We start from the raw sequence: 24,791 nt of genomic DNA, 5'->3' as shown, positions 1-24,791 counted from the left end.
CTCCCTCTCCCTGTGGGAGAGGGCCGGGGTGAGGGCATCAGACCGCACGTTCCCCAACACCCTTACAGCGTCTGACTGATGTACTGCAACATATCGTCCGCAGCCGACACCATTTTGGCGTTCATCTCGTACGCGCGTTGCACCGTAATCATCGCCACCATTTCGTTGACGATATCCACGTTCGAGCCTTCCAGTGCATTGTCCTGCAAGGTGCCCAGCCCATCTTCGCCCGGCACACCCTCGGTCGGCTGACCGCTGGCAGCGGTTTCCAGATAAAGGTTGTCGCCTTCAGCGGAAAGCCCCGCCGGGTTAGCGAAGTTCACCAGCGTCAGTTGCCCTAACTCGGTCACGTCGCTGTCGCCGGGTAAGATCGCCGTCACCGTGCCGTCCTCGCCAAATGCAACGTTGGTCGCCCCCGCCGGTACGTCGATTTCCGGCTGTAGCGGCAAGCCCTGCGAGTTGGTCAGTACGCCGTCGGCATTCACCTGCAAATTGCCGTCGCGGGTATAGGCGATATCGCCGTTGGCCTTCTGCACCTGCAAAAATCCCTGCCCCATAATGGCGACATTCATCGCGTTGTCGGTGGTTTCGACGTTGCCTTCGGTGAAGGTTTTCTGGGTGCCGACAATGCGCACGCCGCTACCGAATTGCAGCCCGGTCGGCATGATGTTGTTCTGGTCGAGCATCGCGCCCGGCGCTTCCTGGGTCTGGTAGAACAGATCCTGAAACATCACCCGGTCGCGCTTGAAGCCGGTGGTGTTAACGTTGGCGATGTTGTTGGCAATCGCGCTCATTTCAGCATCCTGCGCCGAAAGGCCGGTTTTGCTGATCCATAATGCTGCGTTCATGGTGATTTATTCCCTGGTGTCTGTTATCACGAGCCGCGCAATAAGCGGTTGCCCGCGTCGCTGATATCTTCGGCGGTTTTCATCATCTTGATTTGCGCTTCAAACTGGCGGTTCATGGCGATGGACGACATCATCTCGCTCACCGCCGAGACGTTGCTGCCCTCCAGAAAACCGCCGCTGACTTTGATGTTTTCATCGCGCTGGGCTGGCACGCCGTCAGCAGTCACCAGCATCCCTTCAGGATTTTTCGCCAGGTTAGCGACCGGAATATCCACCAGCTTCAGGCGATCGATATCCATCGTCGCAGTCACGTCGCCGTCATCGGGCGTGACCGAGAGCGTGCCGTCGCTGCCAAACGAAGCAATGGCGTTCGGTGGCAGAATGATCGGCCCGTTATCCCCCAGCACCAGATTGCCGTCGATGGTCAGTTGCCCCTGGTCGTCCTGCTGAATGTTGCCGTTGCGGGTATAGACTTCGTTGCCGTTTTTATCCTGCACCGCTATGTAACCCGCCCCCTGAATCGCCACGTCCAGCGGACGCTCGGTTTTTTCCGCAACACCGGTGCTGTCGTTCACACCGCTGGCTCCTTCCTGCGCCATATAGCGCGTGTCGAAGCCGCCGCCTTTCACCTTGTCGTTGGTCGCCATCGCCATATCGGCGCGAAAACCGTTAGTATTGACGTTCGCCAGGTTGTTGGCGCTAATCTGCTGCTCGTACAAAGTCTGAGAAGCCCCGCTCAGGGCGGTATAAATCAGGCGATCCATTACATTGCCTGGAACAGCGCGTCATCGAGCTGCGTACTGGTGGCGATCACTTTGGTGTTGGCCTGATAGTTACGCTGGGCGGTCATCAGGTTGACCAGTTCGCTGGTGATATCGACGTTAGAGCTTTCGAGCACGCCGGACGTGAGCGTGCCGCAAGTGCCGGAGCCGGGAACGCCAATCAGCGGTGTGCCGGATTCGCCCGTTTGTACCCACGCCGTGCCGCTTACCGCTTCGAGGCCGTTTTCATTCGGGAACGTCGCCAGCACCACCTGCCCCTGCAACATGCGCTCGCCGTTGCTGTAGGTGGCGTAAACTTTGCCATCATCATCGACCTGCACACCGTTTTGCGTCGCGGAGGCGTAGCCGTTGGCGGAGTTGGTGGTAACCGAGAAGTCAGAACCGTATTGCGTACAGGTGGAGTAATCGACGGTTAAATCGATAGGCGCGGCGGCGTCGGTCTGAAACTCAATGGTCTGCGGCGTGGTTGGCGAGGTCAGTTTCCCGGTATTCGGATCGAAGGTTAAAGTGGTCGCCGGAACGCCAGTCTGCTGCTGACCGTCGAAGGTGTACTGCACTTCCCAGGTGTTATCGCTGGTTTTGGTGAAGTACTGGCATACCGAGTGCTCGTTGCCTAATGAGTCATACACCGTGGTGGTGTAGCTGTCGGTATAGGAGCTACTATTGGTCGGATCGAACGGCACGGCTGTGCGATCGATAGCAGTGTCGCTGGCATTGAAGTTAGCGGTAAAGGTCAGGCTGCTGCTGGCCTGCGCCGGAATATTGCCGGTTTTGATCTGGATATCCGTGACCGTACCGGTTTGCAGGGTGCCAGTGTCATCGACCGGGTAACCCTGCAAATAAGCGCCCGAGGCGTTAACAATATAGCCGTCTTTGTCAGTTTCAAACGAACCGGCGCGGGTATAGGAGATATTGCCTGCACTGTCGCAGGTCACAAAAAAGCCGTCGTTGTTAATCGCCAGATCCAGCGCATTGCCGGTGGAGACCAGCGAACCGCCGCGTGAAATACTTTGCGCCGTGCCCGCTACGCTGACGCCCATCGCCTGACTTCCGGCATACATCGCTGAAAACTGGGTAGTCATCGACTTATAGCCCACCGTTCCGGCGTTGGCGATGTTGTTACTGATCCCGTCCAGTTGTTCGTTAACGGCATTCAGCCCCGTTGCGGCAATTTCATAACTCATTATTTCTTCCTGTTAATTCAGATTTTGGCAGCGTGCCCGTTGTTTTGCCGGATGCGGCGTGAACGCCTTATCCGGCCTACAAAACCACGCAGATTCAATAGATTGCAGTTTCATGTAGGCCTGATAAGCGAAGCGCATCAGGCAATTTGGCACCGGTCATCACGCCACATCACTGTCGGTATTGGGTACGCCAAACTGGCTAATCATGGTGAACGGTACTTCGCCCACGCCTGCGACGTTGAGCACCGGAGAGCTGCCGTCGAGCGGGATGCGCACATCTTCCACTTCGCCGGAGACTTCAATCGGCACCTCTTCTTCCCCGGTGTTGGTGACCACAGACACGTCGTAATCACCCGGCGGGATACCGTAATCAGCCGGGTTAATCGAGAAATCGACCTGCCCTGGCCCCACGGAAGAACTGCCTTCCGGGATCAGCGAGACGGTGTAGTCATCGCCTGCGGCATCGGTAAAGTGGAGATCGGCGGTGGTACAGGCGTCGTCAAGCGTGGCGCGACCGTTAATGGTCTGGTCGCTCACCTGCAAGGCGGTGGTCTGTACCATAATGTCGTCGCCCACCAGGTTGCCGAGCGCCATTACCTGAATGTTGCTCATCAGTACCGCGTTGGTGTTGGCCTGCACGCTCATCTCTTCCATCATCGCCACCTGCGCCATCGACGAAAGCTGGTCGATATATTCGGTGGCGTCGGTCGGGTCGGTCGGGTCCTGGTTTTGGATCTCGGCGACAAACAGCGTCAGGAAGGTATCGACGGGCGACGAATCCGTGGACGTTGTCGTACTACTGGTATCGGTGGTAGCTGCGCTATCGCCCACATTACCGCTCTGCGGGGTCGCTCCCACATTGTTTTGCGCCACCGCACTACTTCCCACAGAGGAAGAGTGCGCCTGTGGTTGCGCATTCAGCGCCAGGGTATTCATCAGGCTTCTCCCAGTTTCAGCAAACTTTGCTGCATACTTTTCACGTTATTGAGCACATCGACGTTGGTTTCAAAATCGCGCGAGGCCGACATCATGTCCGCCATCTGTTCCACCACATTGACGTCGGGATACCAGACATCCCCGTTGGCGTCGGCCAGCGGCGAATGCGGTTCATAGCGTTTCACCGCCCCGCCGGTTTGCAGCACGTCCTGCACCTGTACGCTGGCGCCGTCAATCGCATGACGATGTGTACCTGCCAACAAGCTGCGGTGATACACCGCCGCAAACACCGGGCTGCGCGCTTTATACGCCTGCGCCTCGCTGCTGGCGGGCGCATTCGCGTTCGCCAGGTTACTGGCGACGGTATTCAGACGCAGCGTTTGCGCCGTCATCGCCGAGCCGGAAATCTGATAGATATCAGTAAATGACATGCTTATTTCCCTTCAATGGCCTCTCTGATGCCGCTAATTTGCAGATTCAGAAAGGTCAGACTGCTTTGATAATCCATACTATTTTGTGAAAACCGCGCCTGTTCGCTGTTCAGTTCCACGGTGTTGCCATCTTCCGACGGCTGCATTGGTACGCGGTACTGCACATCCACCGCCGCGTTATTTGCCCGTTGCATCTCCCTGGCAAAATCAATATCTTTAGCCTTGAAATTTGGCGTATCGACATTCGCCAGATTCGCAGTCAGTAGCTCGGTCCTCTCAAGACGTAACTTCACTGCCTGCGGATGTACTCCCAATGCTTGTTGAAAACTGATCCCCATTTCCTGCGTCACTCCTGCTTCAATCCGCATACGCTAAGCAATCGCTGTGCCAATTTTTAAGTAACTGATGAGAAAGGGTTTATGAGTTTTCAATTTTGCAGGCGGAAGTTATATTTCCTCCTGGCGCTGGCCTTACCGGGCTACGCCGCCGTCCATCCCGTGCAACACAGCGCGCGGGAACAGATCAACGCCCAGGTGCTGAGCGCCGCCAGCCAGCAGATTGAATCACTGGCACAACAGCGGCAATGGCATGACTATCGCTACACTTTTAACGTCTACATTCCGTCGCAGATTGCGACTGCCGCGCCCTGTGCGACTGCACCCGGCGTCACGCTGACTTCGCCCGCAGAAATCGCCCTCAATCGGATGAATTTCACCGTCAGTTGCCCGCAAAGCTGGCAGATGAACGTGGCGGTGCGCCCGGATGTGCGGGTGCCGGTGGTAATGGCAAAGTCAGTGATTGCCCGCGATACGCCGCTTACGGCGAATGATGTGGAGTTGAAGCCCTACAACGTCAGCGCCCAGCGGCGGGATATGTTGATGAATCTTGATGACGCGATTGGTTTGAGCAGTAAACATGCCCTGCAACCGGGTAAACCCATCACCAAAGAGGAACTGGTTTCTCCGGTGCTGGTCGAGCGCGATCAGCCGGTGATGATTGTTTACCAGAACGCGGGGATCACCGCCTCGATGCCCGGTGTGGCGCTGAAAAATGGTCGCAAAGGGGAGATGGTGAAAGTGCGCAATGCCAGCAGCCAGCGGGTTATCAGCGCGATGGTAGCGGAAAGCGGTGTGGTGACGACGGTAAGCGCAGAGTAATTTGCGCTGGCGATTAAAGTTTTGCCCCACATTCACCGCTTTACCGGAGTAACACACCTTCAAACAGAGACGAGGTTGCGATGAAAATCACCCCGACTATGCCAGGCAATCGCCCAACGGCTTCCGCTACTGGCACCCGCCAGACCAGCAAAAGCGCGACCACCACCACGACGCTGAGCGCCGATGACATTACCCAGGCGGGATTGCAGTCTGCCCAGCAAACGCTGAACGACCAGCAAGAGAGCGATATCGACAGCGACAAAGTGGCGCAAATGCAGGCGATGCTGGCCTCCGGCAGCCTGCAAGTGGACACCGAACAGTTAGCCAGCGACATGCTGAGTTTTTTCCAGAACTAAGAGGCCGATGAAGTGAGTATCCGGTTACAACAGGTAAAGGCGCTGCTGCAGGGCATTCGTGACGACGACGCGCTGTATGATTCCCTGCGCGCACTGCTTCAACGTCAGCGTATCTGCATGATTCGCCGCGCGAGTGAAGAATTACTGGCAGTGAATGATGAGATAACGCATCACTATGAGCAGTTAAACAGCCACAGCCAACAGCGCCACAGCCTGCTGAAATTTCTCGGCGTCAGCGTCAATCGGGAAGGTTTAGAGCAGATTTTTAACTGGTTACCCGCCGTACAAAAAGAGGCGGCACAACGCTTGTGGCAACGACTTGAACAAAAAGCCGAACGCTGTAAGGCGTATAACGATAAAAACGGCGATTTGTTGATTCGTCAGTATGAATTTATTCAGTCTTTTTTAGGCAGCGAAGCGGATTTTATTTATCAGGAATAATGACCATTCCTTCCCCCATAGCGGAAATGGATTTTCCGCCTGAAAAACAATTCTTTGTTTTATATTAAAAAATTTTCCGGCACGGTAATTGCAATTCCTGTTCAGCATTAAAGACTGGAAGCCTCCTATGAGTTTTATTGAATGTTACGAACCAGAATTTGTGCGCAAATTTATCGCGCAACATCCCGGTTCGCCTTTATATGTCCGCAAGGTGTGGAAAAACGAGATTCGCCAGAGCCTGGCATTAACCGAGATTGCCAGTTGCGAAGCGGTGCTCAACGATGCCAATGCGTTTGAATTACAGCTCACCTATCGGTCTATGGAAGAGAGTGCCGGAGAGCTTTCCGCGCGCGATGTGATACTAAACCAGGTCATTTTGAGCACCCTTACGCTCCCCGATTTAACCCCGGAATTGTCACTGTATGCCGTCGGTATCCTGCTCTCCCGCGCCAGTAAAATGCCAGGCAAGGATGGCGATACTCTGGCCCGTTTGACGACCCTGCCGCAGGCGCTGGCCGACCATGCGCAAAAAGGTACGCTACAGGCACAGTTCGCCCAGCTCCCGCCCGTGCCACAGCTGGCACGCCAACTGGTGACGCTGCTCGGAAGTTTTGCGTTTGACTGGTCGATTCTGCCGGAAAGCCCGCGCAAAGCCTCGCTGCCGTTGCAGGTTTCTTTACTGACATTGCATGACGCCAACAGTGAAGCTCTGTTACATCAGCAGCTTCAGACGCAGTGGCAAACTACCTGGCAGCAGCATTTCACCACTTCACCCTGGATTTTGCGTAATTACCTGATCTACCGCGTTTACCACGAGGCGATCGGGCAGGCAGACGGGGCGGATTATTTCCCGCTGGTGTGCGATTTTTATCTCCTCCGCACGTTAATCAGTTTATGGACGCTGGATGGTTCGTCACTACGGCAGGAGGATATTTTCGCCCTCTTCGCGGTGTTTGAACGCTGGCGAGCGAGTGAAAATGCGCTGCCGATTCGCCAGCAAATTAAGTCGTTATGTGCTGCGGACCCGCTGCTTTCAGCATTTTCGCTGCTGACGTGAAGGGCAACGTGCGCGCTGATGCCCTCACCCCGGCCCTCTCCCACAGGGAGAGGGAGCAAACCTGCGCCTTATTCAACACCGTGCTCGATCGGTCCCCTCGCCCCTTTGGGGAGAGGGTTAGGGTGAGGGGCAATATGCGCACATTCATCACATTCACCCATTAACTCACCCAAACACCATGCCAACACCAACCATCATCAAAACACTCGCCACCCACCGCGAAAAACCCTTCGTCAGCGTCGTCACACCAACCTGGAACCGCAGCGCATTCCTGCCGTACCTGCTCTATATGTACCGCTATCAGGATTACCCCGCAGACCGCCGCGAACTCATCATCCTCGACGACTCGCCGCAAAGCCATCAATACATCATCGACCGCCTGACCAATGGCACACCGGAAACCTTTAACATCCGCTATATCCATCACCCGGAAAAACTGCCGCTGGGCAAAAAACGCAATACGCTCAACGAACTGGCAACGGGCGAGTACATCCTTTGTATGGATGATGACGATTACTACCCGGCAGATAAAATCTCGTACACCATTGCCATGATGCAAAAACACCGGGCGCTAATCTCCGGTTCCGACCAGATCCCCATCTGGTACAGCCACATTAATCGCATCTTTCAAAGCCGCAGCTTTGGCCCGCATAACATCCTCAACGGCACCTTTTGTTATCACCGTAACTATCTGAAAAAACACCGTTACGACGATGTTTGCAACCTTGGCGAAGAGAGAAGTTTCACCGACAATTTCAGCGTTAACCCGCTACAACTGCCCGGCGAGCGCACCATTCTGTGCATCTCGCACAGCCACAACACCTTTGATAAAGATTTTATTCTCACAGCCAGCACGCCGGTAAACGCCGAACTGAGCGAAATCGTCAGCGATCCGCTGCTGCGCAATGCCTATCTGAGTCTGCATAACGCCACCCATTACCAGGCGATCAACCATCAGGCTGTCGATCAGATCGTTCTGGTTAATCTGGATAAACGCCCGGATCGCTTGCAGCAGATCCGTGAAGAACTGGCACTGCTGCATATTCCGCCTGAGAAGATCACCCGCCTTGCCGCCTGTGAAGATGAAAACGGTCAACGGGGCCGCCGTCAGTCACACTTACAGGCGCTGCGCCTGGCGCAACAGCATGGCTGGAAAAACTACCTGCTGCTGGAAGATGATGCGGTCATTCTCAAGCAGGAGAAACATATTCAGGTGCTGAACACCCTGCTCACCAGCCTGACGAAAATACCGTGGCAGGTGATGATCCTCGGTGGCGAAATTACCCAGGGAACGATGCTGAAAAGTTTGCCTGGGGTCGTGCACGCACGGGACTGCCGCAAAGTGTGTGCTTATCTGGTGAATAGCCGCTACTACCCGCAACTGGCGCAGCAGATGAGCAACGATGAACACTCTTTGGAAGACGGCTGGCAACCGCTCCTACGCGCCGACAAATGGCTGGCCTGTTACCCGAGCCTTTGTTACCAGCGACCGGGCTTTAGTGATATCGAGGGAAGAAAGACCGACAACATTAGCCACTACTTCAATAAGTTACCTGTAGCGACAAAGCCATCCACGTTCCCCCTCGCCGACACCATCGGCTTTTTTATGGAAACCTCCTTCCACTACGCGCTGTACCGTCCAATTGTCACCGCGCTACAGGCGCAGGGGCAAAGCTGTACGCTGGTGATCAACGACCGCGTGTTTAAACCGTTTCTTGATGAGATGCTGGAAACGCTGAAAAGCATCGACGATCCGCAGCTTAAAGGAATGCGCTTATCTGAAATGCAGGCACATGGTCAGCGAGTGAAATGCCTGGTCAGCCCCTACCACACACCCGCGCTCAATGGCCTGGCAGCGGTGAACGTCCGCGCCATGTACGGCTTAGCCAAAGAAACCTGGAACCACGCCGACTGGAACCGTTTTTATCAGCGCATTTTGTGTTACAGCCACTACAGCCAACGGGCGCTGGAACATTTCGGCAATGCAAAAGTGGTTGGCAACCCACGCTTCGACGCATGGCATAACGGCACGTTTGACCGCACCCTGCCGGGAAATATCAAACTGGACGAGCGTAAACCTACGGTGCTCTACGCCCCCACGTTTGGCGCATTAAGTTCCCTGCCCCATTGGGCTGAAAAATTGGGGCGCTTAAGCGGTGATGTGAACCTGATTTGCAAACTGCACCACGGCACCTGCTCGCGCCCGGAAGAAGCGGCATCGCTGGCACTGGCGCGCAGGCATTTAAAACAGCGCACCGACTCTGCTCAGCACACGCTGGCACTATTGGAAAAGGCCGATTACGTGCTCACCGATAACAGCGGTTTTATTTTCGATGCTATCCACGTCGATAAGCGGGTGATCCTGCTCGACTTTCCAGGCATGAATGAACTGCTAGACGGCGAGAAAAGCTACTCCACGCCGGAGAGCGCCGATCAGCAAATCCGCGCGATACTGCCCGTCGCTCACGATATGGCAGAACTGCGTTATCTGCTGTCAGAGGCGTTTGACTGGGGAGCGTTGCAGGCGCGGCTGGCGGAGATTCGCCATCACTATTGCGACGCGTTTATGGATGGCAAGGCGGGTGAACGGGCGGCGATGGTGATTGTGAAGGCGTTGCGGGCAAGGAAACTGTCAGGAATATGTCGATAAAATGCGTTTTTTAAAACATATCGCCATAATATGTCTATGCCATCGACATGCCTGGACTACATGTCGAAAAAACGCATTTTTTTAAACATATTGCAGTGACATGTTTATGGTATCGACATATGATGGCTATATGTCGATAAAACGCGATTTTTTAAATATATGAAATGGAACCCAGAAATCCCCTACAACGATCTGCCCGGTTTGCCTCCAGATTTAGAACGCATAGAAACACGAAGCGTTCTGAAAGCGTGTATCAATGCGCGGGCTGCCATTGCTGAGCTGAAAACGGCTGGCGAATTGCTCCCCGCTCAAGGTCTGCTCATCAACATTCTCCCGATGCTGGAAGCGAAAGACTCTTCACGCATTGAAAACATCGTAACCACCAGCGATCGACTTTTTCAATATGCAGATCGTGAAGAAGGTGCCGATCCGGCAACCAAAGAAGCGTTGCGCTATCGCACCGCACTGAATGATGGTTATACCCATCTCGAGGCCTGGCCGCTCTGTACAAACACCGCAATCGCGATTTGCACAAAGTTACGCGCTGTGCAAACCGATATCCGTAAAACACCGGGTACCGTATTACGCGATCAGGACAATAACATCGTCTACACGCCACCTGTTGGTGAAGATACTATCCGCAACTTACTGGCGAACTGGGAACGGTTTATTCATGGTGATGATGATTTAGATCCGTTGATAAAAATGGCCATTGCGCACTATCAGTTTGAATGTATCCATCCCTTCCCGGACGGTAACGGACGAACGGGCCGTATCCTGAATATTTTGTATCTGATCCAGACTGAATTACTTTCGCTGCCAATCCTGTATCTGTCGCGTTTCATTCTTGAAAATCGCACGGCTTATTACACCCATCTGCGCAGAGTGACGGAGGAAGGTGACTGGGAGGCGTGGATTTTGTTTATGCTGTCAGCAGTTGAAAACACGTCCCGATGGACAACCACAAAGATTTCAGTTGTTCGGCAATTGATTGCTGAAACAACGGAATATGTCCGTGAGAAGCTGCCAAAAATCTACAGCCATGAGTTAATTCAGGCGCTTTTTGCCCAGCCCTACTGCCGGATTCAAAACCTTGTCGAACGTAACATAGCCAAACGACAGACAGCGTCATCTTATCTTAAGCAATTGACAGAAGCTGGCGTACTGGAGGAGATGAGCGTAGGCCGGGAAAAACTGTATCTCAATACCAGACTACTACGGGAATTAAATCAGTAGGTGGCTGATTTACCCCGAATCACCTCAATGATCCCCGTCGTCGATACCGACGGCGTGCGGGGGAAATACACCACCTCACAAATATACGCGAAGCTGTCAAACTTCCCTGCCCAGTCATCGCCCATCACTAAAATATCCGCACTGTACCCCCGCAAATACTCTGCTTTCTGCTCCAGCGATTCTTCCAGAAATACGCCATCTACGCACGCCAGCCCGGCGATAATCGCCATGCGCTCATCCTGATGGTAAACCGGTGCCCTACCCTTTTTGGCGATATTTAAGGCGTCTGACGATACGCCGACCAGCAGCCGCTCGCCCAGTGTGCGGGCGCGTTGTAAAAGGCGCAGATGACCGACATGAAACACATCGAAGGTGCCGAAGGTGATGACCGTTTTCATGGCTACTCCGCTAATTTGTGCCGCAGCCAGCACTGCACGGCGATATCGTCCACCGCTTTTTGTGCTTTCGCCGTGGCGCTTTCTTGTTGCTCACGGCGTTTGTCGTCCAGCGTCAAAGCCACCACTTTCTCTTCACACGCCGCCGCCGTCAGGTTTTTCTGCATTCGCGTGGCTTTGATGTTGGCCAGCGTTTTTTCCTGCTCCTGCCAGGCGATCACCTTTCGCAAAGTGCCCTTGTAGCCGCTGACGTTTTTCAGCGATTCCACCGACGCCGCCGCACCCGCAGACGTTTTCTCCACCAGGTAACCTAATGCTTTGATATTGTTGTCATAGCCCGCGCAGATCTGTTTTTGCTTTGCCAGCTCGACGGTTTTGTCTTTGACCGATTTATCCCGCAGGCGCTGCAATTGCGCGAGGGTGTCGATGATTTGTCGCATGGTTACTGTTCTGCCTTTTTGGCGTTGGGAAAGAGGATTTGCAGGCGGCTTTGCACCAGTTCGAGGGAGGCAGGTTCACGCATCTCCTGGCGTAAAAATCGCTCGATGGTCGGGTACATTTTTACCGCCTTATCGACGCTGGCATCCGCGCCTTGCACGTAGCCGCCGAGCGGGATCAGCGGTTTGATCTCCATATAGGCGGCGTAGTTTTGCTTTAACGCGCGGGCGGATTGCTGATGTTCCAGGCTGGTGACCTGGTTCATACAGCGGCTGATCGACTGGCCGATATCAATGGCCGGATAGTGCCCCGCTTCCGCCAGTTTGCGGGTTAATACAATATGCCCGTCCAGCACCGCTCGGGCGCAATCGACGATCGGATCTTGCTGGTCGTCGCCTTCCGCCAGCACGGTGTAGATGGCGGTCATCGATCCGGCGCTTTCGCTGTTGCCTGCGCTTTCGACCAGTTTGGGGATCATACCGAATGCCGATGGCGGATAGCCTTTGGTGGCAGGTGGTTCGCCGAGCGAGAGGGCGATTTCACGCTGCGCCATCGCGTAGCGCGTGAGGGAATCCACCAGCAGTAAAACGTGATGCCCACGGTCGCGAAACCAGGCGGCGATGGAGTGGCACAGTTCGGTGGCTTTCAGGCGCATCAACGGGGATTCATCGGCGGGTGCGACAACGACGATGGACTTTGCCAGCCCGTCCGCGCCCAGCGAGTGGTCGATAAACTCTTTCACTTCGCGCCCGCGTTCGCCAATCAGCCCAACCACCACAATGTCGGCTTTGGTCTGCCGGGTGATCATCCCCAGCAGCACACTTTTCCCGACGCCGCTGCCCGCCATCAGCCCGACGCGCTGGCCTTTGCCGATGGTCAGCAGGCCGTTGATCGCTTTCACGCCCACGTCCAGCGGTTCGTCCACTGAACGCCGGGTTAAGGGATTAACCGACGGCGGCAGCGGCGGCAGAAGGTCATTGCCGTTCAGGCGGCCTTTGCCATCCAGCGGCTCGCCGAGGCCGTTAACCACGCGGCCTAGCCAGCTTTCGCCAATCAGGATGTCGTGAGCTTTTTCTTCCGGGAAGACGCGCGCGCCCGCCATCAGGCCGACTGGCTGTTTAAACGGCATTAAGTAGGTGACGTCGCGATTAAAGCCCACGGCCTGCGCGTCGATGAGCGTGTGATTGGCGCTTTCGATGCGGCACAGTTGCCCGGTCATTAACGGGCAACCAACGCTCTCCAGCAGAATGCCGTTAAGGCGCACCAGCCGCCCGGCAATGCGGGCTAATGGAATCGACTCCAGCGAGCGCAGGGCGTTATCGAAAGCGGAAAAATCACTCACTCTGCGACTCCGGCGTCAGCGTCTCTTTCAGCGCGGTCATGCATTGTTCAAGGCGGTGCTCGCAGCCGATATCCAGTTCTGATTTATCGGTAATCACCCGACACTCGCCCGGCGCTAAATCAAGCGAAGGCATCAGCCCCCATTCGTTCACTTTTTCCGGCACCGCGTCACGGATGCGGTTAAATTCTTCCGCACTCATCATCACTTGCAGGGTTTCCGGCATGGACGGGAACGCCGCCAGCGCCTCTTCCACCAGCGCCAGCAGTTGCGTCGGTTGCAGCGCCAGTTCGCAGCGGATCACCTGGCGGGTTACTTTTTCCACCAGTTGCAGCAAATCTTCCCGCTGTTTACGTTCGATATGGGCAAGGAAGTCGTTCACTTTACGGGTGATGTTTTCCAGCGGCTGCGCCGCCTCTACATACTGTCTGCGCCCTTCCTGCTGCCCGGCGAGGCTGCCTTCGGTGTAGCCCTGGCGTCGCCCATCTTCAAACCCTTTTTGATGACCTTCAAGAAATCCCTGGTCGATCCCTTCGGTCATCCCCTGCTCAAAGCCTTTTTGCAGCCCTTCCTGAAAACCGTCTTTTAACTGGCGCTGGTAGTCGGCGGCGCTGATCCCTGCGATCAGCGGTTCACTCGCCATAGCCCGCTGGCGCGGCGGAAAACGGTGCAGGCGATATCGCCCGCGCAGTGTTTCAATGGTCATGGGTTACTCCGCCGTCTGTTCAGCAAAAAGCTGTAGCTGGATTTCTCCCGCCTCTTCCAGCTCACGGGCGATACCCATGATTTCGCGGCGGATCTGTTCGATACGGCTGACCGGCACCGGCCCCAGACGCGCGGTGATCGCTTCCAGTTGCTGAGCCTGACGTTTTGGCATTACCGCGTAAATGGAACGACGCAGCAGAGCTTCGGTGCCTTTCAACGCCACCGCCCAGTCTTCCATCGGCACTTCGTCGAGCAGGCGTCGGCGCACCTCTTCGTTCTGGCGGCTGAGGATAAAGAAGTCGTACATCTCATCCTGAAGCTGTTCCAGCACGTTTTCGTCGCGCTCGCGCATCTGGTCGAGGATCACCTGCTGGTTGCCCTGGAAGCGGTTGACGATATCCGCTGCCTGTTTAATGCCTTTCACCTTCGAGCCGTGCTCCGAAAGCACCGACAGGCCGCGTTCGATCAGGCGGTCCAGTTCATCCACCACGTCGCGGTTAACATCGTTGAGTTTCGCCACCCGGTAGAGAATTTCGTTTTGTACCGATTCGTTGAGATACGAGAGCACCGCCGCCGAAATTTCCGGCGTCAAAAAGGCGAGAAACACCGCCTGTAATTGCAGATGTTCTTCGGAGATCAGCATCGCCAGTTGGCGCGGTTCCACCCATTGCAGGCGCGCCATCCGCGAGCGGATCTCATCGCCATAAATGCCGTTGATCACGCTGCTGGCAATTTCCGTTCCGAGAGCTTTATTAAGAATGCCCTGCAACATAGAGCGCGACGCGCCGTTAATCCCGCTCTGTTCGCGGAACTCATCAAAAAAGTTGTTGATCACTTTGCGCGCCATGCTGGTTTTGACACCGGAAAGCCGCGCCATGTTTTCGCTCAGGCGCACCACCTCTTCGCGGCTCAGTTTTTGCATCACCGTCGCCGCCGCTTCTTCGCCCAGACACAGCAGCAGGATCGCCGCCTGTTCCAGGTAGCTGTTGCTCTTATTTATTGTCAATTCGCTCATTGCTGGTAATCCATTGTCTGAGAACTTCGGCAACGCGATCGGTGTCGCTCATGGCCAGTTTTTGCAGGAACTCGAGTTTCACTTCAAGGCCGGAACTCTGGGACGGCAGGCTGTCATCGCCGGGTAGCGACGGTAGTTCGACGTTTTTGCGCTCCTCTTCCGGCATGGCGATCCACGGTTCGCTGACAGTTTCCGGTTCTGGTGTGATAACCGGCGCACGTACCGCCGTCAGGCGTTTCATTACCGGGCGCACCACGAAGAGCAGCAACAACAGCGCCAGCAGGCCGCAGCCAATCAGGCGTACCCATGCCAGCACGCTGTCATCTTTCCACAGCGGGATTAGCGGTTCGACCGGGACCACCTGCGGCACAAAGTTGAGCAGTGAAAGCGTCAGGTTGTCGCCTCGCTGGGCGTCGATACCGGCAGCATTGTTCAGCAGCGCGGTAAGCTGTGTGGTCTGCTCCGGCTTCCAGTTTTTCAGCGCCGGGGCGTTTTGATTGAGTACCACCGCCACGTTGAGGCGTTTCACCGCAAAGCCGGGATGCTGAATATGCTGGACGCTGCGGTCGTATGAATAGTCGCGCTTGCTTTCGCTGTGCCTGGATAACGCTTCCGGCGAGCGATTATCTTCCGTGCCGTTGGTCATCTGATTCGCCGCAATCGGCGGACGGTTGCTGAGCGAACCGGGCACGCCCATCGCCACCTGATTGGTGTCGCTGTCCAGCACGTTCTCTTCGCGGTTGATTTTCGGTGCGTCGCCGTAGTGTTCCTGGGTTTCATCGATAGTGCTGAGATCGAGATCCGGCATCACGCTGACGCGGTAATTCCCCGTACCGACCAGCGAATCCAGCACGTTCGCCACGCTGGCGCGGGTTTTGTCCTGAATGTCTTTAAGGATCTGATCGCGTTTACGGGTAGCGGCAGAAACCGCCTCGCCCGCGCCAATGCCGTCGGTCAGCAGATTTCCCGCCTGATCGACGACGCTGACTTTGCTGGCCTGTAGCCCCGGAATGCTGCCGGAAACCAGATGCACAATGGCGTTCACCTGGTCCATATTCAGCTTCGCGCCGTAGTGAAGGCGCACCACCACCGAGGCGCTGTTTTGTGGCTCATCGCTGACCACAAATGAACTCTCTTCATTAAGCGCCAGATGCACCCGCGCGCTCTCCACCGCGTCCAGCGACATGATGCTCTGCGCCAGCTCCCCTTCGAGGCTGCGTTTGTAGCGCACGTTCTGCACGAACTGGCTGCTGCCGAGCACTTCGTCTTTGTCCATCAGCTCGTAGCCGCTGGGTAAAAGCGCCTGTACGCCTTTGGCGGCAAGAGTCATGCGCGTTTTCGACAGCGCCTCTTCCGGCACCAGAATCTGCCCGCTTTGCGGGTCGATGCGGTAGGTGAGTTTTTCGCCGTCCAGCACGGTGACAATCTGCGACACGGGCAGATTTTCCTGGCGGCCGTAGAGCGAGACGTAGCCGCGATTGCCGGTCCACAGTACGCTGACGATAATCGCCGTCGCCGCAACGGCAAGCCCCACGCCCGCCATCAGCGCCCAGCGTTTGTTATCTGCGAGACGCAGTCGAAACGCCGGAAACGCCTGGGTTAACTTCTTGATTTGTTCATTCATAGGGTTAGATCGACATACTCATCAGATCGTTAAATCCGGTGGCGATTTTATTGCGCACCTGAACCAGCGCGGAAAAAGAGAGCGACGCCTGCTGGCTGGCTATCATCGCGCCTGCGAGGTCATCACTTTTGCCCGTATCGATAGCCGTTTGCTGCTGCTCCGCCACCTGCTGGAACTGGTCAACGTGACCGAGCGCACCGGACATAATGCGGTTAAACGAAACGTCCGGGTCAGTGGAACTGAAGGTCATGGCGGGCAGCACCGGTGCCTGGGCGTTGGCCTGCATCCGCTGCACGTCCTGCATGATTTGCGCCTGCATGGTGCTGTTGATATTGGTAATGCTCATTTTTAACTTCCGGGTCAGGAGAAAACTTCGATACCGTGCTTACGCATGGAGGCCAGTCGATAGCGCAGTGCGCGCGGGGTAATGCCTAACAGGTCGGCAATTTTGCTGCGGTTACCCTGATATTTACGCATCAGGTCAGCGATATATTGATACTGGGCGCTACGTCCGTGCTGGCCTAAATCGCTGGTTTCGGCAATTTGTACGGTTGACTGAACAGGCCAGGCTTGTTCTGTATTTTCTTTTTTATCGCTTTCCGGCAGGCCTAGTGCGTCCGGGAAAATCACGCCATCGCGATTTAAAATCATTCCTCGCTGAATGGCGTTTTCCAGTTGGCGAACGTTTCCGGGCCAGCGGTAATTAAGCAGCGCACGACGGGTAGATTCCGACAGAGTGATATTTTTCACCAGCACCGTTGAGTATTTTTTAATAAATGACTCTGCCAGCGGAATAATATCGTTCAGGCGTTCACGCAGCGGCGGCATGGTAATAGGGATTACCGCCAGACGATAATAGAGATCTTCACGAAAACGTCCGGCAGCCACTTCCTGCTCAAGATTTTTATTGGTACAGGCAATCAGGCGAAAATTAAGTTTAATTTGTCGGTTGCTGCCTAATCTTTCAACCTGCTGTTCCTGCAACACGCGTAATATTTTAGCCTGTAGCGCCAGCGGCATTTCACCAATTTCATCGAGTAATAAGGTGCCATTATTCGCCAGTTCCATTTTCCCCGGCACGCTGGCAATTGCGCCAGTAAATGCACCTTTGTCGTAGCCAAATAAGGTGGCTTCCAGCATATTTTCCGGGATCGCCGCACAGTTCACACCGATATAGGGCGCGTTTTCATTTTCACCAAAGGCTACGGTGTGAATATATTTCGCCACACACTCTTTGCCCGCACCGGTTTCGCCCTGAATCAGGACCGGCACGTTAAAGGCGGCGACACGCTTTGCCAGAGTAAAAGCGTTAATGCTGGAAGCGGCAGATGCAATAAGTTCAGACATAGGGTGAACGATATAAGTAGCGACAATAATCAGGATGTTCTTAAGCGTATCATCGTCGGGATTAACAAGTTTGAATTAAACGATAATAAAAATATTATTTTAGTTTAAACAATGAGTTAGAACCGTAGGCCGGATAAGGCGTTTACGCCGCATCCGGCAGTTGTGCGCCGGTGCCTGATGCGACGCTACGCGTCTTATCAGGCCTACAGTTCGTACAATGTTCTATGACGATGCCTGATATCTCACCCTTTAATAATTTAATTATTTTTTCACCCTATTAATAATTTGCCTGCCTCACGTTCCCTCTATTTAATACCTCACCTTGTGTCACTGCCGGATTTGTGTGCACAAAAACGCCCATACCATTACAGCAGAGAAAGTAAGCCATGCTGAAGTACAGTAAAACGCCAGGCATCTTTAAATTAGAAGGTAATCGGCTCGGACGCCCATACCATCGCCTGCCGACCCTGTTTACGGGGAATTTTGATGTTATTGATTCGCATCTGGGCAGCTATTTTCTCAAAAAGCATCGCAGCAATATCACCTTAAAAAAGATTGGCTGCGAAATGGATATTATTAATAAAAACGCCGAACTGATGGTTTCCCAGGTCGGGCATCTGGCGTTTGATATTGATCGCTCCTTGCTGTTAATGCTGCTGGGCAATTTTTATGGTCTGGAATCATCCCTCGAAGAGGCGAAAGCCCATGATGGATTACCGACCAAAACCGAAACACGGTTAAAGAACCGTCTGGCGCTGGATATCTGCACGCTGATTTTTAATCTGCAAACTTCCGGTATTGCGCTGAAATTAAAACTGGACAGCAGCACGGTGATTACCCACTGGGCATATCAATTAACCTTTACCCTCGCGGGTGATGAAGAGAGCAGCTTTCGTATTTTGCTCGACGATGCCCATACCGATTTTATTTTAAATCTGATCCGCCACAGCGAACACAGTAAACCGCAGCAGGCAGCGAAGCCGGTCAATAAACCGGCATTGATTAAAGAGATCATCCGCTCCCTGCCGCTAACCCTGAACGTCAAAATTGCCGAGCTATCGATGAATGTCGCCGATCTGGCGCAGATAAAAGCCGGGGATATTTTACCCATATCTCTGGGAGAAACGTTCCCGGTAGCGATTGGACAATCTGAATTATTTAGCGCCCTGATTGTGGAAGACAAAGACAAGCTGTTTTTGTCGGAGCTGGCGGGCAAGAATGAGAATAGCCATGAGTAAACAAGACGATATTTTATCCGGGGATTTTGGCCTCACCGATGACGTTGCGCCAGCGGTGAAATCCGCCGACGCCGAGACGCTGGTCACCCGCCTGGAAGACCGCTTTTCCGACTCGATGACGCTGCTGAAACGCATTCCGGTGACCTTAACGCTGGAAGTGTCGTCAGTAGAGATCATGTTAGCCGACCTGCTTAACATCGATGACGACACGGTGATTGAGCTGGATAAACTCGCCGGGGAACCGCTGGATATTAAAGTGAACAATATTCTGCTGGGCAAAGCGGAAGTGGTGGTGGTCAACGAGAAGTACGGCCTGCGCGTGCTGGAGTTTAACACCCGCGATATCAACGACCTGGCACCATGAAACGCCGCACTCAACTGACGCTGGGGCTTGCGCTGCTGGCGCTCGCCCCGCTGGCATTCGCCCAGGGCGGCGATATTGCGCTGCTTAACGTGGTCACCCACGGCAACACTCAGGAGTACAGCGTCAAAATTCAGGTGCTGATTCTGATGACCCTCGTCGGTTTGTTGCCGACGATGGTGCTGATGATGACCTGCTTTACGCGCTTTATTATCGTGCTGTCCTTGCTGCGCCAGGCGCTGGGGCTGCAACAAACGCCGCCGAACCGCATTCTGATTGGCATTGCGCTCTCCCTCACCATGCTGGTGATGCGCCCCATCTGGCTCAATATTTACGACCACGCTGTGGTGCCGTTCGAAAACGATCAAATTACCCTGACCGATGCGTTAAGCACCGCCGCGACGCCGCTGAAACGTTTTATGCTGGCGCAGACTGACAAAAAAGCGATGGCGCAAATCATGACCATCGGTGGCGCGAAGGGCAATGCCGCTGACCAGGATCTCACGATTGTGGTGCCCGCCTATGTGCTGAGCGAGCTGAAAACCGCCTTCCAGATTGGCTTTATGATCTACATCCCGTTTCTGGTTATCGACCTGATTGTCGCCAGCGTACTGATGGCGATGGGGATGATGATGTTGTCGCCGCTGATTGTTTCGCTGCCCTTTAAGCTGATGCTGTTTGTGCTGATCGACGGCTGGTCGCTGACCATCGGCACGCTCACCACCAGCATTCGCGGGCTGGGGCTGGGCTGATTATGCTGACCGTTGACGTAGCCGCCGACATTGTCGCCAGCGGCATAAAAGTGGTGATTTTGCTGGTTTCGGTACTGGTGGTGCCAAGCCTGCTGGTCGGCCTGGTGGTGAGCGTGTTCCAGGCGGTAACGCAGATTAACGAACAGACCCTGAGCTTTTTGCCGAGGCTGATTGTCACGCTGGTGGTGCTTGGCGTGTGCGGCAAATGGATGATTATCCAGTTGCATGATCTCTGCATTCACCTGTTTAGCCAGGCCGCGTTGCTGGTGCATTAAGATGCGCACAAGCGACGTTACGCAACTGATGGATATGGCGCTGGGGCTGTGGTTTCCCTTCGTGCGCATTATGGCGTTTCTGCGCTATGTGCCGGTGCTGGATAACAGCGCCCTGACCGTGCGCGTGCGGATTATTTTGTCGCTGGCGCTGGCAATTATCATCACGCCCTTGATCCCCCATCCTGTTCCCCACGACCTGCTTTCACTCAACAGCCTGATCCTGACGGTAGAGCAAATTTTATGGGGGATGTTGTTCGGGCTGATGTTCCAGTTTCTGTTTCTCGCGCTGCAACTCGCCGGGCAAATTCTCTCGTTCAATATGGGGATGAGCATGGCGGTGATGAACGACCCAAGCAGCGGCGCATCGACCACCGTGCTGGCGGAGCTTATCAACGTCTACGCGATCCTGCTGTTTTTCGCCATGGACGGGCATCTGCTGCTGGTGAGCGTGTTGTACAAAGGCTTCACCTACTGGCCGATTGGCAACGCGCTGCATCCGCAAACCCTGCGCACTATCGCGCTGGCCTTTAGCTGGGTGCTGGCGTCGGCATCGCTGCTGGCGCTGCCGACCACTTTTATCATGCTGATTGTGCAGGGCTGTTTTGGCCTGCTCAACCGCATTGCGCCGCCGCTGAATCTCTTTTCGCTCGGCTTTCCCATCAACATGCTGGCGGGGCTGGTCTGCTTTGCCACCCTGCTCTACAACCTGCCGGATCACTATCTGCATCTGGCGAATTTTGTGTTGCAGCAACTCGACGCGCTGAAAGGTCACTATGGCGGATAGCAGCAGCGAAGAAAAAACAGAAAAACCCTCGGCGCAAAAGCTGCGTAAAGCGCGTGAAGAGGGGCAACTGCCGCGCTCGAAGGATATGGGGCTGGCGGCGAGCCTGTTTGCGGCGTTTGTGGTGATCTCCAGCAGCTTCCCGTGGTATGCCGATTTTGTGCGCGAGAGTTTTATCAGCGTGCATCAGTACGCGCAGCAGATTAATAATCCGGACGTTATCGGCCAGTTTCTGCGCCATCACCTGTTAATTCTCGGCAAGTTTATTCTCACGTTGCTGCCGATGCCCGCCGCCGCGCTCCTCTCTTCGCTGGTGCCTGGCGGCTGGCTGTTTCTGCCGAAAAAAATCCTCCCGGACTTCAGCAAAATCAGCCCGTTAAAAGGCATTGGTCGGCTGTTTTCCAGTGAACATCTGGCGGAAACGGGAAAGATGACGGTGAAGTCGGTGGTAGTGCTGGTAATGCTGTGGATCAGCCTGCGCAATAACTTTACCGCCTTTCTCGGCCTGCAGGCGCTGCCGTTCAAACTGGCAATTAACGATGGCTTATCGCTCTACGCCAGCGTGATGCGCAACTTTGTCATCCTGTTTATTTTCTTTGCGCTTGTCGACGTGCCGCTGGCGAAAGCCCTGTTTACCAAAGGGCTGAAAATGACCAAACAGGAGCTGAAAGAAGAGTACAAAAATCAGGAAGGCAAGCCGGAAGTGAAGGCGCGCGTGCGGCGGCTGCAACGGCAACTGGCGATGGGGCAAATCCGCAAAGTGGTGCCGAAAGCCAACGTGGTGATCACCAACCCGACCCACTACGCCGTGGCGTTGCAGTATGACCAGTCGCGCGCTGCCGCGCCGTTTGTGGTGGCGAAAGGCACCGATGAAATCGCCCTCTATATTCGCCTGGTCGCTGCTGAAAATCAGGTGGAGGTGGTGGAGTTCCCGCGACTGGCGCGCTCGGTTTACTACACCACCCAGGTGAACCAGCAAATTCCGTTTCAGCTTTACCGGGCCATCGCCCACGTTCTGACCTACGTCCTGCAAATGAAACACTGGCGCGACGGCGCACAGCCGCGCCCGGCGCTGAACAGACATATTTCCATTCCCAAAGAGGTGCTTAAACTGGATGGCGAAAACAACTAAATCGTTCCTCGCGCTGCTGCGCGGCGGTAATCTCGGCGTGCCGCTGGTCATTCTATGCATTCTGGCGATGGTCATTTTGCCGCTGCCGCCTGCGCTGCTGGATATTCTGTTCACCTTCAACATTGTGCTGGCGGTGATGGTGCTGTTGGTGGCGGTGTCGGCGAAAAGGCCGCTGGAATTCAGCCTGTTCCCGACCATTTTGCTGATCACCACCTTAATGCGCCTGACGCTTAACGTCGCCTCCACGCGCGTGGTGCTGCTTCACGGGCATCTCGGCGCGGGTGCGGCGGGTAAGGTGATTGAATCGTTTGGTCAGGTGGTGATTGGCGGCAACTTTGTCGTCGGCTTCGTGGTGTTTATCATTCTGATGATCATCAACTTTATCGTCGTCACCAAAGGGGCTGAGCGAATCTCCGAGGTTTCTGCCCGCTTTACCTTAGACGCGATGCCCGGCAAACAGATGGCGATTGACGCCGATCTTAACGCCGGGCTGATCAACCAGGCGCAGGCGCAAACCCGGCGTAAAGATGTTGCCAGCGAGGCCGATTTCTACGGCGCAATGGACGGGGCATCGAAGTTTGTGCGCGGGGACGCCATCGCCGGGATGATGATTCTGGCGATTAACCTGATCGGCGGCGTCTGTATCGGGATCTTCAAATACAACCTGAGCGCCGATGCCGCCTTCCAGCAGTATGTGCTGATGACCATCGGTGACGGTCTGGTGGCGCAGATCCCTTCCCTGCTGCTCTCCACCGCAGCGGCAATTATCGTCACCCGCGTCAGCGATAACGGCGATATCGCCCATGACGTGCGCCACCAGCTTCTGGCAAGCCCGTCGGTGCTCTACACCGCCACCGGGATTATGTTTGTGCTGGCAGTAGTGCCCGGGATGCCGCACCTGCCATTTTTGCTGTTCAGCGCCCTGCTTGGCTTTACCGGCTGGCGGATGAGCAAACGCCCGCAGGCGGCGGAGGCGGAAGAGAAAAGCCTCGAAACGCTGACCCGCACTATCACCGAAACCAGCGAGCAACAGGTCAGTTGGGAGACCATCCCGCTGATCGAACCCATCAGTTTAAGCCTCGGTTATAAGCTGGTGGCGCTGGTGGATAAAGCGCAGGGTAACCCGCTCACCCAGCGGATTCGCGGCGTGCGGCAGGTGATTTCCGACGGCAACGGCGTGCTGCTACCGGAGATCCGTATTCGGGAAAATTTCCGCCTCAAGCCCAGCCAGTACGCTATTTTCATCAACGGCATAAAGGCTGACGAAGCGGATATTCCGGCGGATAAACTGATGGCGCTGCCCTCCAGCGAAACCTACGGCGAGATTGACGGCGTGCTGGGGAATGACCCGGCGTATGGGATGCCGGTGACCTGGATTCAACCTGCGCAGAAAGCGAAGGCGCTGAATATGGGGTATCAGGTGATCGATAGCGCCAGCGTGATTGCTACCCATGTAAATAAGATTGTGCGCAGCTATATTCCTGATTTGTTTAACTATGATGATATTACGCAGTTGCATAACCGTTTGGCGTCGATGGCACCGCGACTGGCGGAAGACTTAAGCGCGGCGCTGAATTACAGCCAGTTGCTGAAAGTGTACCGTGCGCTGCTGACCGAAGGCGTTTCCCTGCGCGATATCGTCACCATCGCCACCGTGCTGGTTGCCAGTAGCACGGTGACCAAGGATCCTATTCTGCTGGCCGCCGATGTGCGCCTGGCGCTGCGGCGCAGCATTACCCATCCGTTCGTTCGCAAGCAGGAGCTGACGGTGTATACGTTGAATAATGAGCTGGAAAATCTGCTGACCAACGTGGTGAATCAGGCGCAACAGGCCGGCAAAGTGATGCTCGACAGCGTGCCGGTGGACCCGAATATGCTCAACCAGTTCCAGAGCACGATGCCGCAGGTGAAGGAACAGATGAAAGCGGCGGGGAAAGATCCGGTGCTGCTGGTTCCGCCGCAACTGCGTCCTTTGCTGGCGCGCTACGCAAGGTTGTTTGCGCCGGGGCTGCATGTGCTGTCGTATAACGAAGTGCCGGATGAGCTGGAGTTGAAGATTATGGGGGCGTTGATGTAGGCATCAGCGCACAACCGCCGGATGCGGCGTAAACGCCTTATCCGGCCTACGGTTAAGGCATAAATTTGTAGGCCGGATAAGCGTAAGCGCATCCGGCACCGGCGCACAACCGCCGGATGCGGCGTGAACGCCTTATCCGGCCTACCGTTAAGGCACAAATTTGTAGGCCGATGTGATGGACACCTCCCGCCTTACGGCATCAATGTGCCAGACTGAGGTGTACTCAGTTCCCAG

At 55.1% G+C, this 24,791-nt stretch carries 27 protein-coding genes; 13 read left to right on the top strand and 14 right to left on the bottom strand.

Going from position 1 to position 24,791, the window contains the following annotated elements:
• Positions 1-62 precede the first annotated feature (62 nt).
• The 6 genes from flgG to HEM79_RS20440 form a co-directional block, all read right to left on the bottom strand.
• Positions 63-848, bottom strand: a complete 786-nt coding sequence (flgG, locus tag HEM79_RS20465) for a flagellar basal-body rod protein FlgG (RefSeq protein WP_000990540.1) — start codon at positions 846-848, stop codon at positions 63-65.
• A gap of 26 nt (positions 849-874) precedes the next feature.
• Positions 875-1,612 (bottom strand): flagellar basal body rod protein FlgF, encoded by a 738-nt coding sequence (locus HEM79_RS20460; protein WP_000375451.1) that lies wholly within the window; start codon positions 1,610-1,612, stop codon positions 875-877.
• Entirely contained in the window at positions 1,612-2,814 is a 1,203-nt protein-coding gene (flgE, locus tag HEM79_RS20455; RefSeq protein WP_176241978.1) for a flagellar hook protein FlgE, read from the bottom strand. Before flgE ends, HEM79_RS20460 begins: the two co-directional genes overlap by 1 nt.
• A 159-nt stretch (positions 2,815-2,973) precedes the next feature.
• Positions 2,974-3,750, bottom strand: coding sequence for a flagellar hook capping FlgD N-terminal domain-containing protein (locus HEM79_RS20450; protein ID WP_176241976.1), 777 nt, complete (start codon positions 3,748-3,750; stop codon positions 2,974-2,976).
• Positions 3,750-4,181, bottom strand: coding sequence for a flagellar basal body rod protein FlgC (flgC, locus tag HEM79_RS20445; protein WP_176241974.1), 432 nt, complete (start codon positions 4,179-4,181; stop codon positions 3,750-3,752). Before flgC ends, HEM79_RS20450 begins: the two co-directional genes overlap by 1 nt.
• A gap of 2 nt (positions 4,182-4,183) precedes the next feature.
• Positions 4,184-4,519 carry a flagellar basal body protein gene (locus tag HEM79_RS20440; RefSeq protein WP_000512950.1) on the bottom strand — a complete coding sequence of 112 codons (336 nt, stop codon included), beginning with the start codon at positions 4,517-4,519 and terminating at the stop codon, positions 4,184-4,186.
• 81 nt (positions 4,520-4,600) lie between these two features.
• On the opposite strand from HEM79_RS20440, the gene flgA reads away from it, so the two are divergent.
• The 6 genes from flgA (at position 4,601) to fic (ending at position 11,078) form a co-directional block, all read left to right on the top strand.
• Positions 4,601-5,338, top strand: coding sequence for a flagellar basal body P-ring formation chaperone FlgA (gene flgA / locus HEM79_RS20435; protein ID WP_176241972.1), 738 nt, complete (start codon positions 4,601-4,603; stop codon positions 5,336-5,338).
• An 80-nt stretch (positions 5,339-5,418) separates the two neighbouring features.
• Positions 5,419-5,694, top strand: coding sequence for a flagellar biosynthesis anti-sigma factor FlgM (gene flgM, locus HEM79_RS20430; protein WP_176241970.1), 276 nt, complete (start codon positions 5,419-5,421; stop codon positions 5,692-5,694).
• Between the two features lie 12 nt (positions 5,695-5,706).
• A complete protein-coding gene (gene flgN / locus HEM79_RS20425) occupies positions 5,707-6,135 on the top strand; it encodes a flagellar export chaperone FlgN (protein ID WP_176241968.1) in 429 nt (142 codons plus the stop codon).
• Positions 6,136-6,262: 127 nt separating this feature from the next.
• The gene (locus HEM79_RS20420; protein WP_176241967.1) at positions 6,263-7,192 is read left to right on the top strand and encodes a lysine-N-methylase; all 930 of its coding nucleotides are present in this window, start codon (positions 6,263-6,265) and stop codon (positions 7,190-7,192) included.
• Between the two features lie 178 nt (positions 7,193-7,370).
• Positions 7,371-9,842, top strand: coding sequence for a glycosyltransferase (locus HEM79_RS20415; protein ID WP_176241966.1), 2,472 nt, complete (start codon positions 7,371-7,373; stop codon positions 9,840-9,842).
• Positions 9,843-10,001: 159 nt separating this feature from the next.
• Complete coding sequence (gene fic / locus HEM79_RS20410; protein ID WP_176241965.1) at positions 10,002-11,078, top strand: protein adenylyltransferase Fic; 1,077 nt, start codon at positions 10,002-10,004, stop codon at positions 11,076-11,078.
• Here fic and HEM79_RS20405 read toward each other — a convergent pair.
• From HEM79_RS20405 to HEM79_RS20370, 8 genes are read right to left on the bottom strand one after another with little or no spacing between them, the layout of a single operon-like run.
• Positions 11,072-11,476 (bottom strand): adenylyltransferase/cytidyltransferase family protein, encoded by a 405-nt coding sequence (locus HEM79_RS20405; RefSeq protein WP_176241963.1) that lies wholly within the window; start codon positions 11,474-11,476, stop codon positions 11,072-11,074. The two genes, fic and HEM79_RS20405, sit on opposite strands and share 7 nt — an antisense overlap.
• A gap of 2 nt (positions 11,477-11,478) precedes the next feature.
• A complete protein-coding gene (gene fliJ, locus HEM79_RS20400) occupies positions 11,479-11,913 on the bottom strand; it encodes a flagellar export protein FliJ (protein ID WP_001248919.1) in 435 nt (144 codons plus the stop codon).
• Between the two features lie 2 nt (positions 11,914-11,915).
• On the bottom strand, positions 11,916-13,253 hold the full coding sequence (gene fliI / locus HEM79_RS20395; protein WP_176241962.1) for a flagellar protein export ATPase FliI: 1,338 nt from the start codon (positions 13,251-13,253) through the stop codon (positions 11,916-11,918).
• The gene (gene fliH, locus HEM79_RS20390; protein WP_176241961.1) at positions 13,246-13,956 is read right to left on the bottom strand and encodes a flagellar assembly protein FliH; all 711 of its coding nucleotides are present in this window, start codon (positions 13,954-13,956) and stop codon (positions 13,246-13,248) included. The genes fliI and fliH overlap by 8 nt, the downstream gene beginning before the upstream one ends.
• Before the next feature lie 3 nt (positions 13,957-13,959).
• Positions 13,960-14,970, bottom strand: coding sequence for a flagellar motor switch protein FliG (locus HEM79_RS20385; RefSeq protein ID WP_176241960.1), 1,011 nt, complete (start codon positions 14,968-14,970; stop codon positions 13,960-13,962).
• Positions 14,948-16,594: a flagellar basal-body MS-ring/collar protein FliF gene (gene fliF, locus HEM79_RS20380; RefSeq protein WP_176241959.1), complete on the bottom strand. Its 1,647-nt coding sequence runs from the start codon at positions 16,592-16,594 to the stop codon at positions 14,948-14,950. Before fliF ends, HEM79_RS20385 begins: the two co-directional genes overlap by 23 nt.
• Positions 16,595-16,598: 4 nt before the next feature.
• Positions 16,599-16,940, bottom strand: a complete 342-nt coding sequence (locus HEM79_RS20375) for a flagellar hook-basal body complex protein FliE (RefSeq protein WP_176241958.1) — start codon at positions 16,938-16,940, stop codon at positions 16,599-16,601.
• 14 nt (positions 16,941-16,954) lie between these two features.
• Positions 16,955-17,941 (bottom strand): sigma-54 interaction domain-containing protein, encoded by a 987-nt coding sequence (locus HEM79_RS20370; RefSeq protein WP_176241957.1) that lies wholly within the window; start codon positions 17,939-17,941, stop codon positions 16,955-16,957.
• Between the two features lie 386 nt (positions 17,942-18,327).
• Between HEM79_RS20370 and HEM79_RS20365 the strand changes: the two genes are divergently transcribed.
• Genes HEM79_RS20365 through flhA form a run of 7 tightly spaced genes read left to right on the top strand, consistent with a single transcriptional unit; the run spans position 18,328 to position 24,557 of the window.
• Positions 18,328-19,179, top strand: a complete 852-nt coding sequence (locus HEM79_RS20365) for a FliM/FliN family flagellar motor switch protein (RefSeq protein WP_176241956.1) — start codon at positions 18,328-18,330, stop codon at positions 19,177-19,179.
• Positions 19,172-19,543, top strand: coding sequence for a FliM/FliN family flagellar motor switch protein (locus HEM79_RS20360; protein WP_176241955.1), 372 nt, complete (start codon positions 19,172-19,174; stop codon positions 19,541-19,543). Before HEM79_RS20365 ends, HEM79_RS20360 begins: the two co-directional genes overlap by 8 nt.
• Positions 19,540-20,292: a flagellar type III secretion system pore protein FliP gene (gene fliP, locus HEM79_RS20355; RefSeq protein ID WP_176241954.1), complete on the top strand. Its 753-nt coding sequence runs from the start codon at positions 19,540-19,542 to the stop codon at positions 20,290-20,292. The genes HEM79_RS20360 and fliP overlap by 4 nt, the downstream gene beginning before the upstream one ends.
• A gap of 2 nt (positions 20,293-20,294) precedes the next feature.
• Positions 20,295-20,567 carry a flagellar biosynthetic protein FliQ gene (locus tag HEM79_RS20350; protein WP_176241953.1) on the top strand — a complete coding sequence of 91 codons (273 nt, stop codon included), beginning with the start codon at positions 20,295-20,297 and terminating at the stop codon, positions 20,565-20,567.
• A 1-nt stretch (position 20,568) separates the two neighbouring features.
• Complete coding sequence (gene fliR, locus HEM79_RS20345; RefSeq protein WP_176241952.1) at positions 20,569-21,351, top strand: flagellar biosynthetic protein FliR; 783 nt, start codon at positions 20,569-20,571, stop codon at positions 21,349-21,351.
• Positions 21,341-22,480, top strand: coding sequence for a flagellar type III secretion system protein FlhB (gene flhB / locus HEM79_RS20340; RefSeq protein WP_176241951.1), 1,140 nt, complete (start codon positions 21,341-21,343; stop codon positions 22,478-22,480). The genes fliR and flhB overlap by 11 nt, the downstream gene beginning before the upstream one ends.
• Positions 22,464-24,557 (top strand): flagellar biosynthesis protein FlhA, encoded by a 2,094-nt coding sequence (flhA, locus tag HEM79_RS20335; RefSeq protein WP_176241950.1) that lies wholly within the window; start codon positions 22,464-22,466, stop codon positions 24,555-24,557. Before flhB ends, flhA begins: the two co-directional genes overlap by 17 nt.
• Positions 24,558-24,791 lie beyond the last annotated feature (234 nt).

This window comes from Escherichia sp. 93.0816, assembly GCF_013368855.2.
GTDB lineage: Bacteria > Pseudomonadota > Gammaproteobacteria > Enterobacterales > Enterobacteriaceae > Escherichia > Escherichia ruysiae.
Note: the sequence above shows the minus strand (reverse complement) of the source record. Positions and strands in the feature narration are given on the sequence as shown.

Coding starts and splice junctions, on each gene's coding strand:
- HEM79_RS20460 (WP_000375451.1), bottom strand. CDS start 1,612: ATGGATCGCCTGATTTATACCGCCCTGAGCGGGGCTTCTCAGACTTTG.
- fliR (WP_176241952.1), top strand. CDS start 20,569: ATGCGCACAAGCGACGTTACGCAACTGATGGATATGGCGCTGGGGCTG.
- flgA (WP_176241972.1), top strand. CDS start 4,601: ATGAGTTTTCAATTTTGCAGGCGGAAGTTATATTTCCTCCTGGCGCTG.
- flgM (WP_176241970.1), top strand. CDS start 5,419: ATGAAAATCACCCCGACTATGCCAGGCAATCGCCCAACGGCTTCCGCT.
- flhB (WP_176241951.1), top strand. CDS start 21,341: ATGGCGGATAGCAGCAGCGAAGAAAAAACAGAAAAACCCTCGGCGCAA.
- fliH (WP_176241961.1), bottom strand. CDS start 13,956: ATGACCATTGAAACACTGCGCGGGCGATATCGCCTGCACCGTTTTCCG.
- HEM79_RS20370 (WP_176241957.1), bottom strand. CDS start 17,941: ATGTCTGAACTTATTGCATCTGCCGCTTCCAGCATTAACGCTTTTACT.
- fliP (WP_176241954.1), top strand. CDS start 19,540: ATGAAACGCCGCACTCAACTGACGCTGGGGCTTGCGCTGCTGGCGCTC.
- fic (WP_176241965.1), top strand. CDS start 10,002: ATGAAATGGAACCCAGAAATCCCCTACAACGATCTGCCCGGTTTGCCT.
- HEM79_RS20385 (WP_176241960.1), bottom strand. CDS start 14,970: ATGAGCGAATTGACAATAAATAAGAGCAACAGCTACCTGGAACAGGCG.
- flgE (WP_176241978.1), bottom strand. CDS start 2,814: ATGAGTTATGAAATTGCCGCAACGGGGCTGAATGCCGTTAACGAACAA.
- fliJ (WP_001248919.1), bottom strand. CDS start 11,913: ATGCGACAAATCATCGACACCCTCGCGCAATTGCAGCGCCTGCGGGAT.
- HEM79_RS20450 (WP_176241976.1), bottom strand. CDS start 3,750: ATGAATACCCTGGCGCTGAATGCGCAACCACAGGCGCACTCTTCCTCT.
- flhA (WP_176241950.1), top strand. CDS start 22,464: ATGGCGAAAACAACTAAATCGTTCCTCGCGCTGCTGCGCGGCGGTAAT.
- HEM79_RS20360 (WP_176241955.1), top strand. CDS start 19,172: ATGAGTAAACAAGACGATATTTTATCCGGGGATTTTGGCCTCACCGAT.
- HEM79_RS20350 (WP_176241953.1), top strand. CDS start 20,295: ATGCTGACCGTTGACGTAGCCGCCGACATTGTCGCCAGCGGCATAAAA.
- flgC (WP_176241974.1), bottom strand. CDS start 4,181: ATGTCATTTACTGATATCTATCAGATTTCCGGCTCGGCGATGACGGCG.
- flgG (WP_000990540.1), bottom strand. CDS start 848: ATGAACGCAGCATTATGGATCAGCAAAACCGGCCTTTCGGCGCAGGAT.
- HEM79_RS20420 (WP_176241967.1), top strand. CDS start 6,263: ATGAGTTTTATTGAATGTTACGAACCAGAATTTGTGCGCAAATTTATC.
- HEM79_RS20375 (WP_176241958.1), bottom strand. CDS start 16,940: ATGAGCATTACCAATATCAACAGCACCATGCAGGCGCAAATCATGCAG.
- HEM79_RS20405 (WP_176241963.1), bottom strand. CDS start 11,476: ATGAAAACGGTCATCACCTTCGGCACCTTCGATGTGTTTCATGTCGGT.
- HEM79_RS20365 (WP_176241956.1), top strand. CDS start 18,328: ATGCTGAAGTACAGTAAAACGCCAGGCATCTTTAAATTAGAAGGTAAT.
- fliF (WP_176241959.1), bottom strand. CDS start 16,594: ATGAATGAACAAATCAAGAAGTTAACCCAGGCGTTTCCGGCGTTTCGA.
- HEM79_RS20440 (WP_000512950.1), bottom strand. CDS start 4,519: ATGGGGATCAGTTTTCAACAAGCATTGGGAGTACATCCGCAGGCAGTG.
- HEM79_RS20415 (WP_176241966.1), top strand. CDS start 7,371: ATGCCAACACCAACCATCATCAAAACACTCGCCACCCACCGCGAAAAA.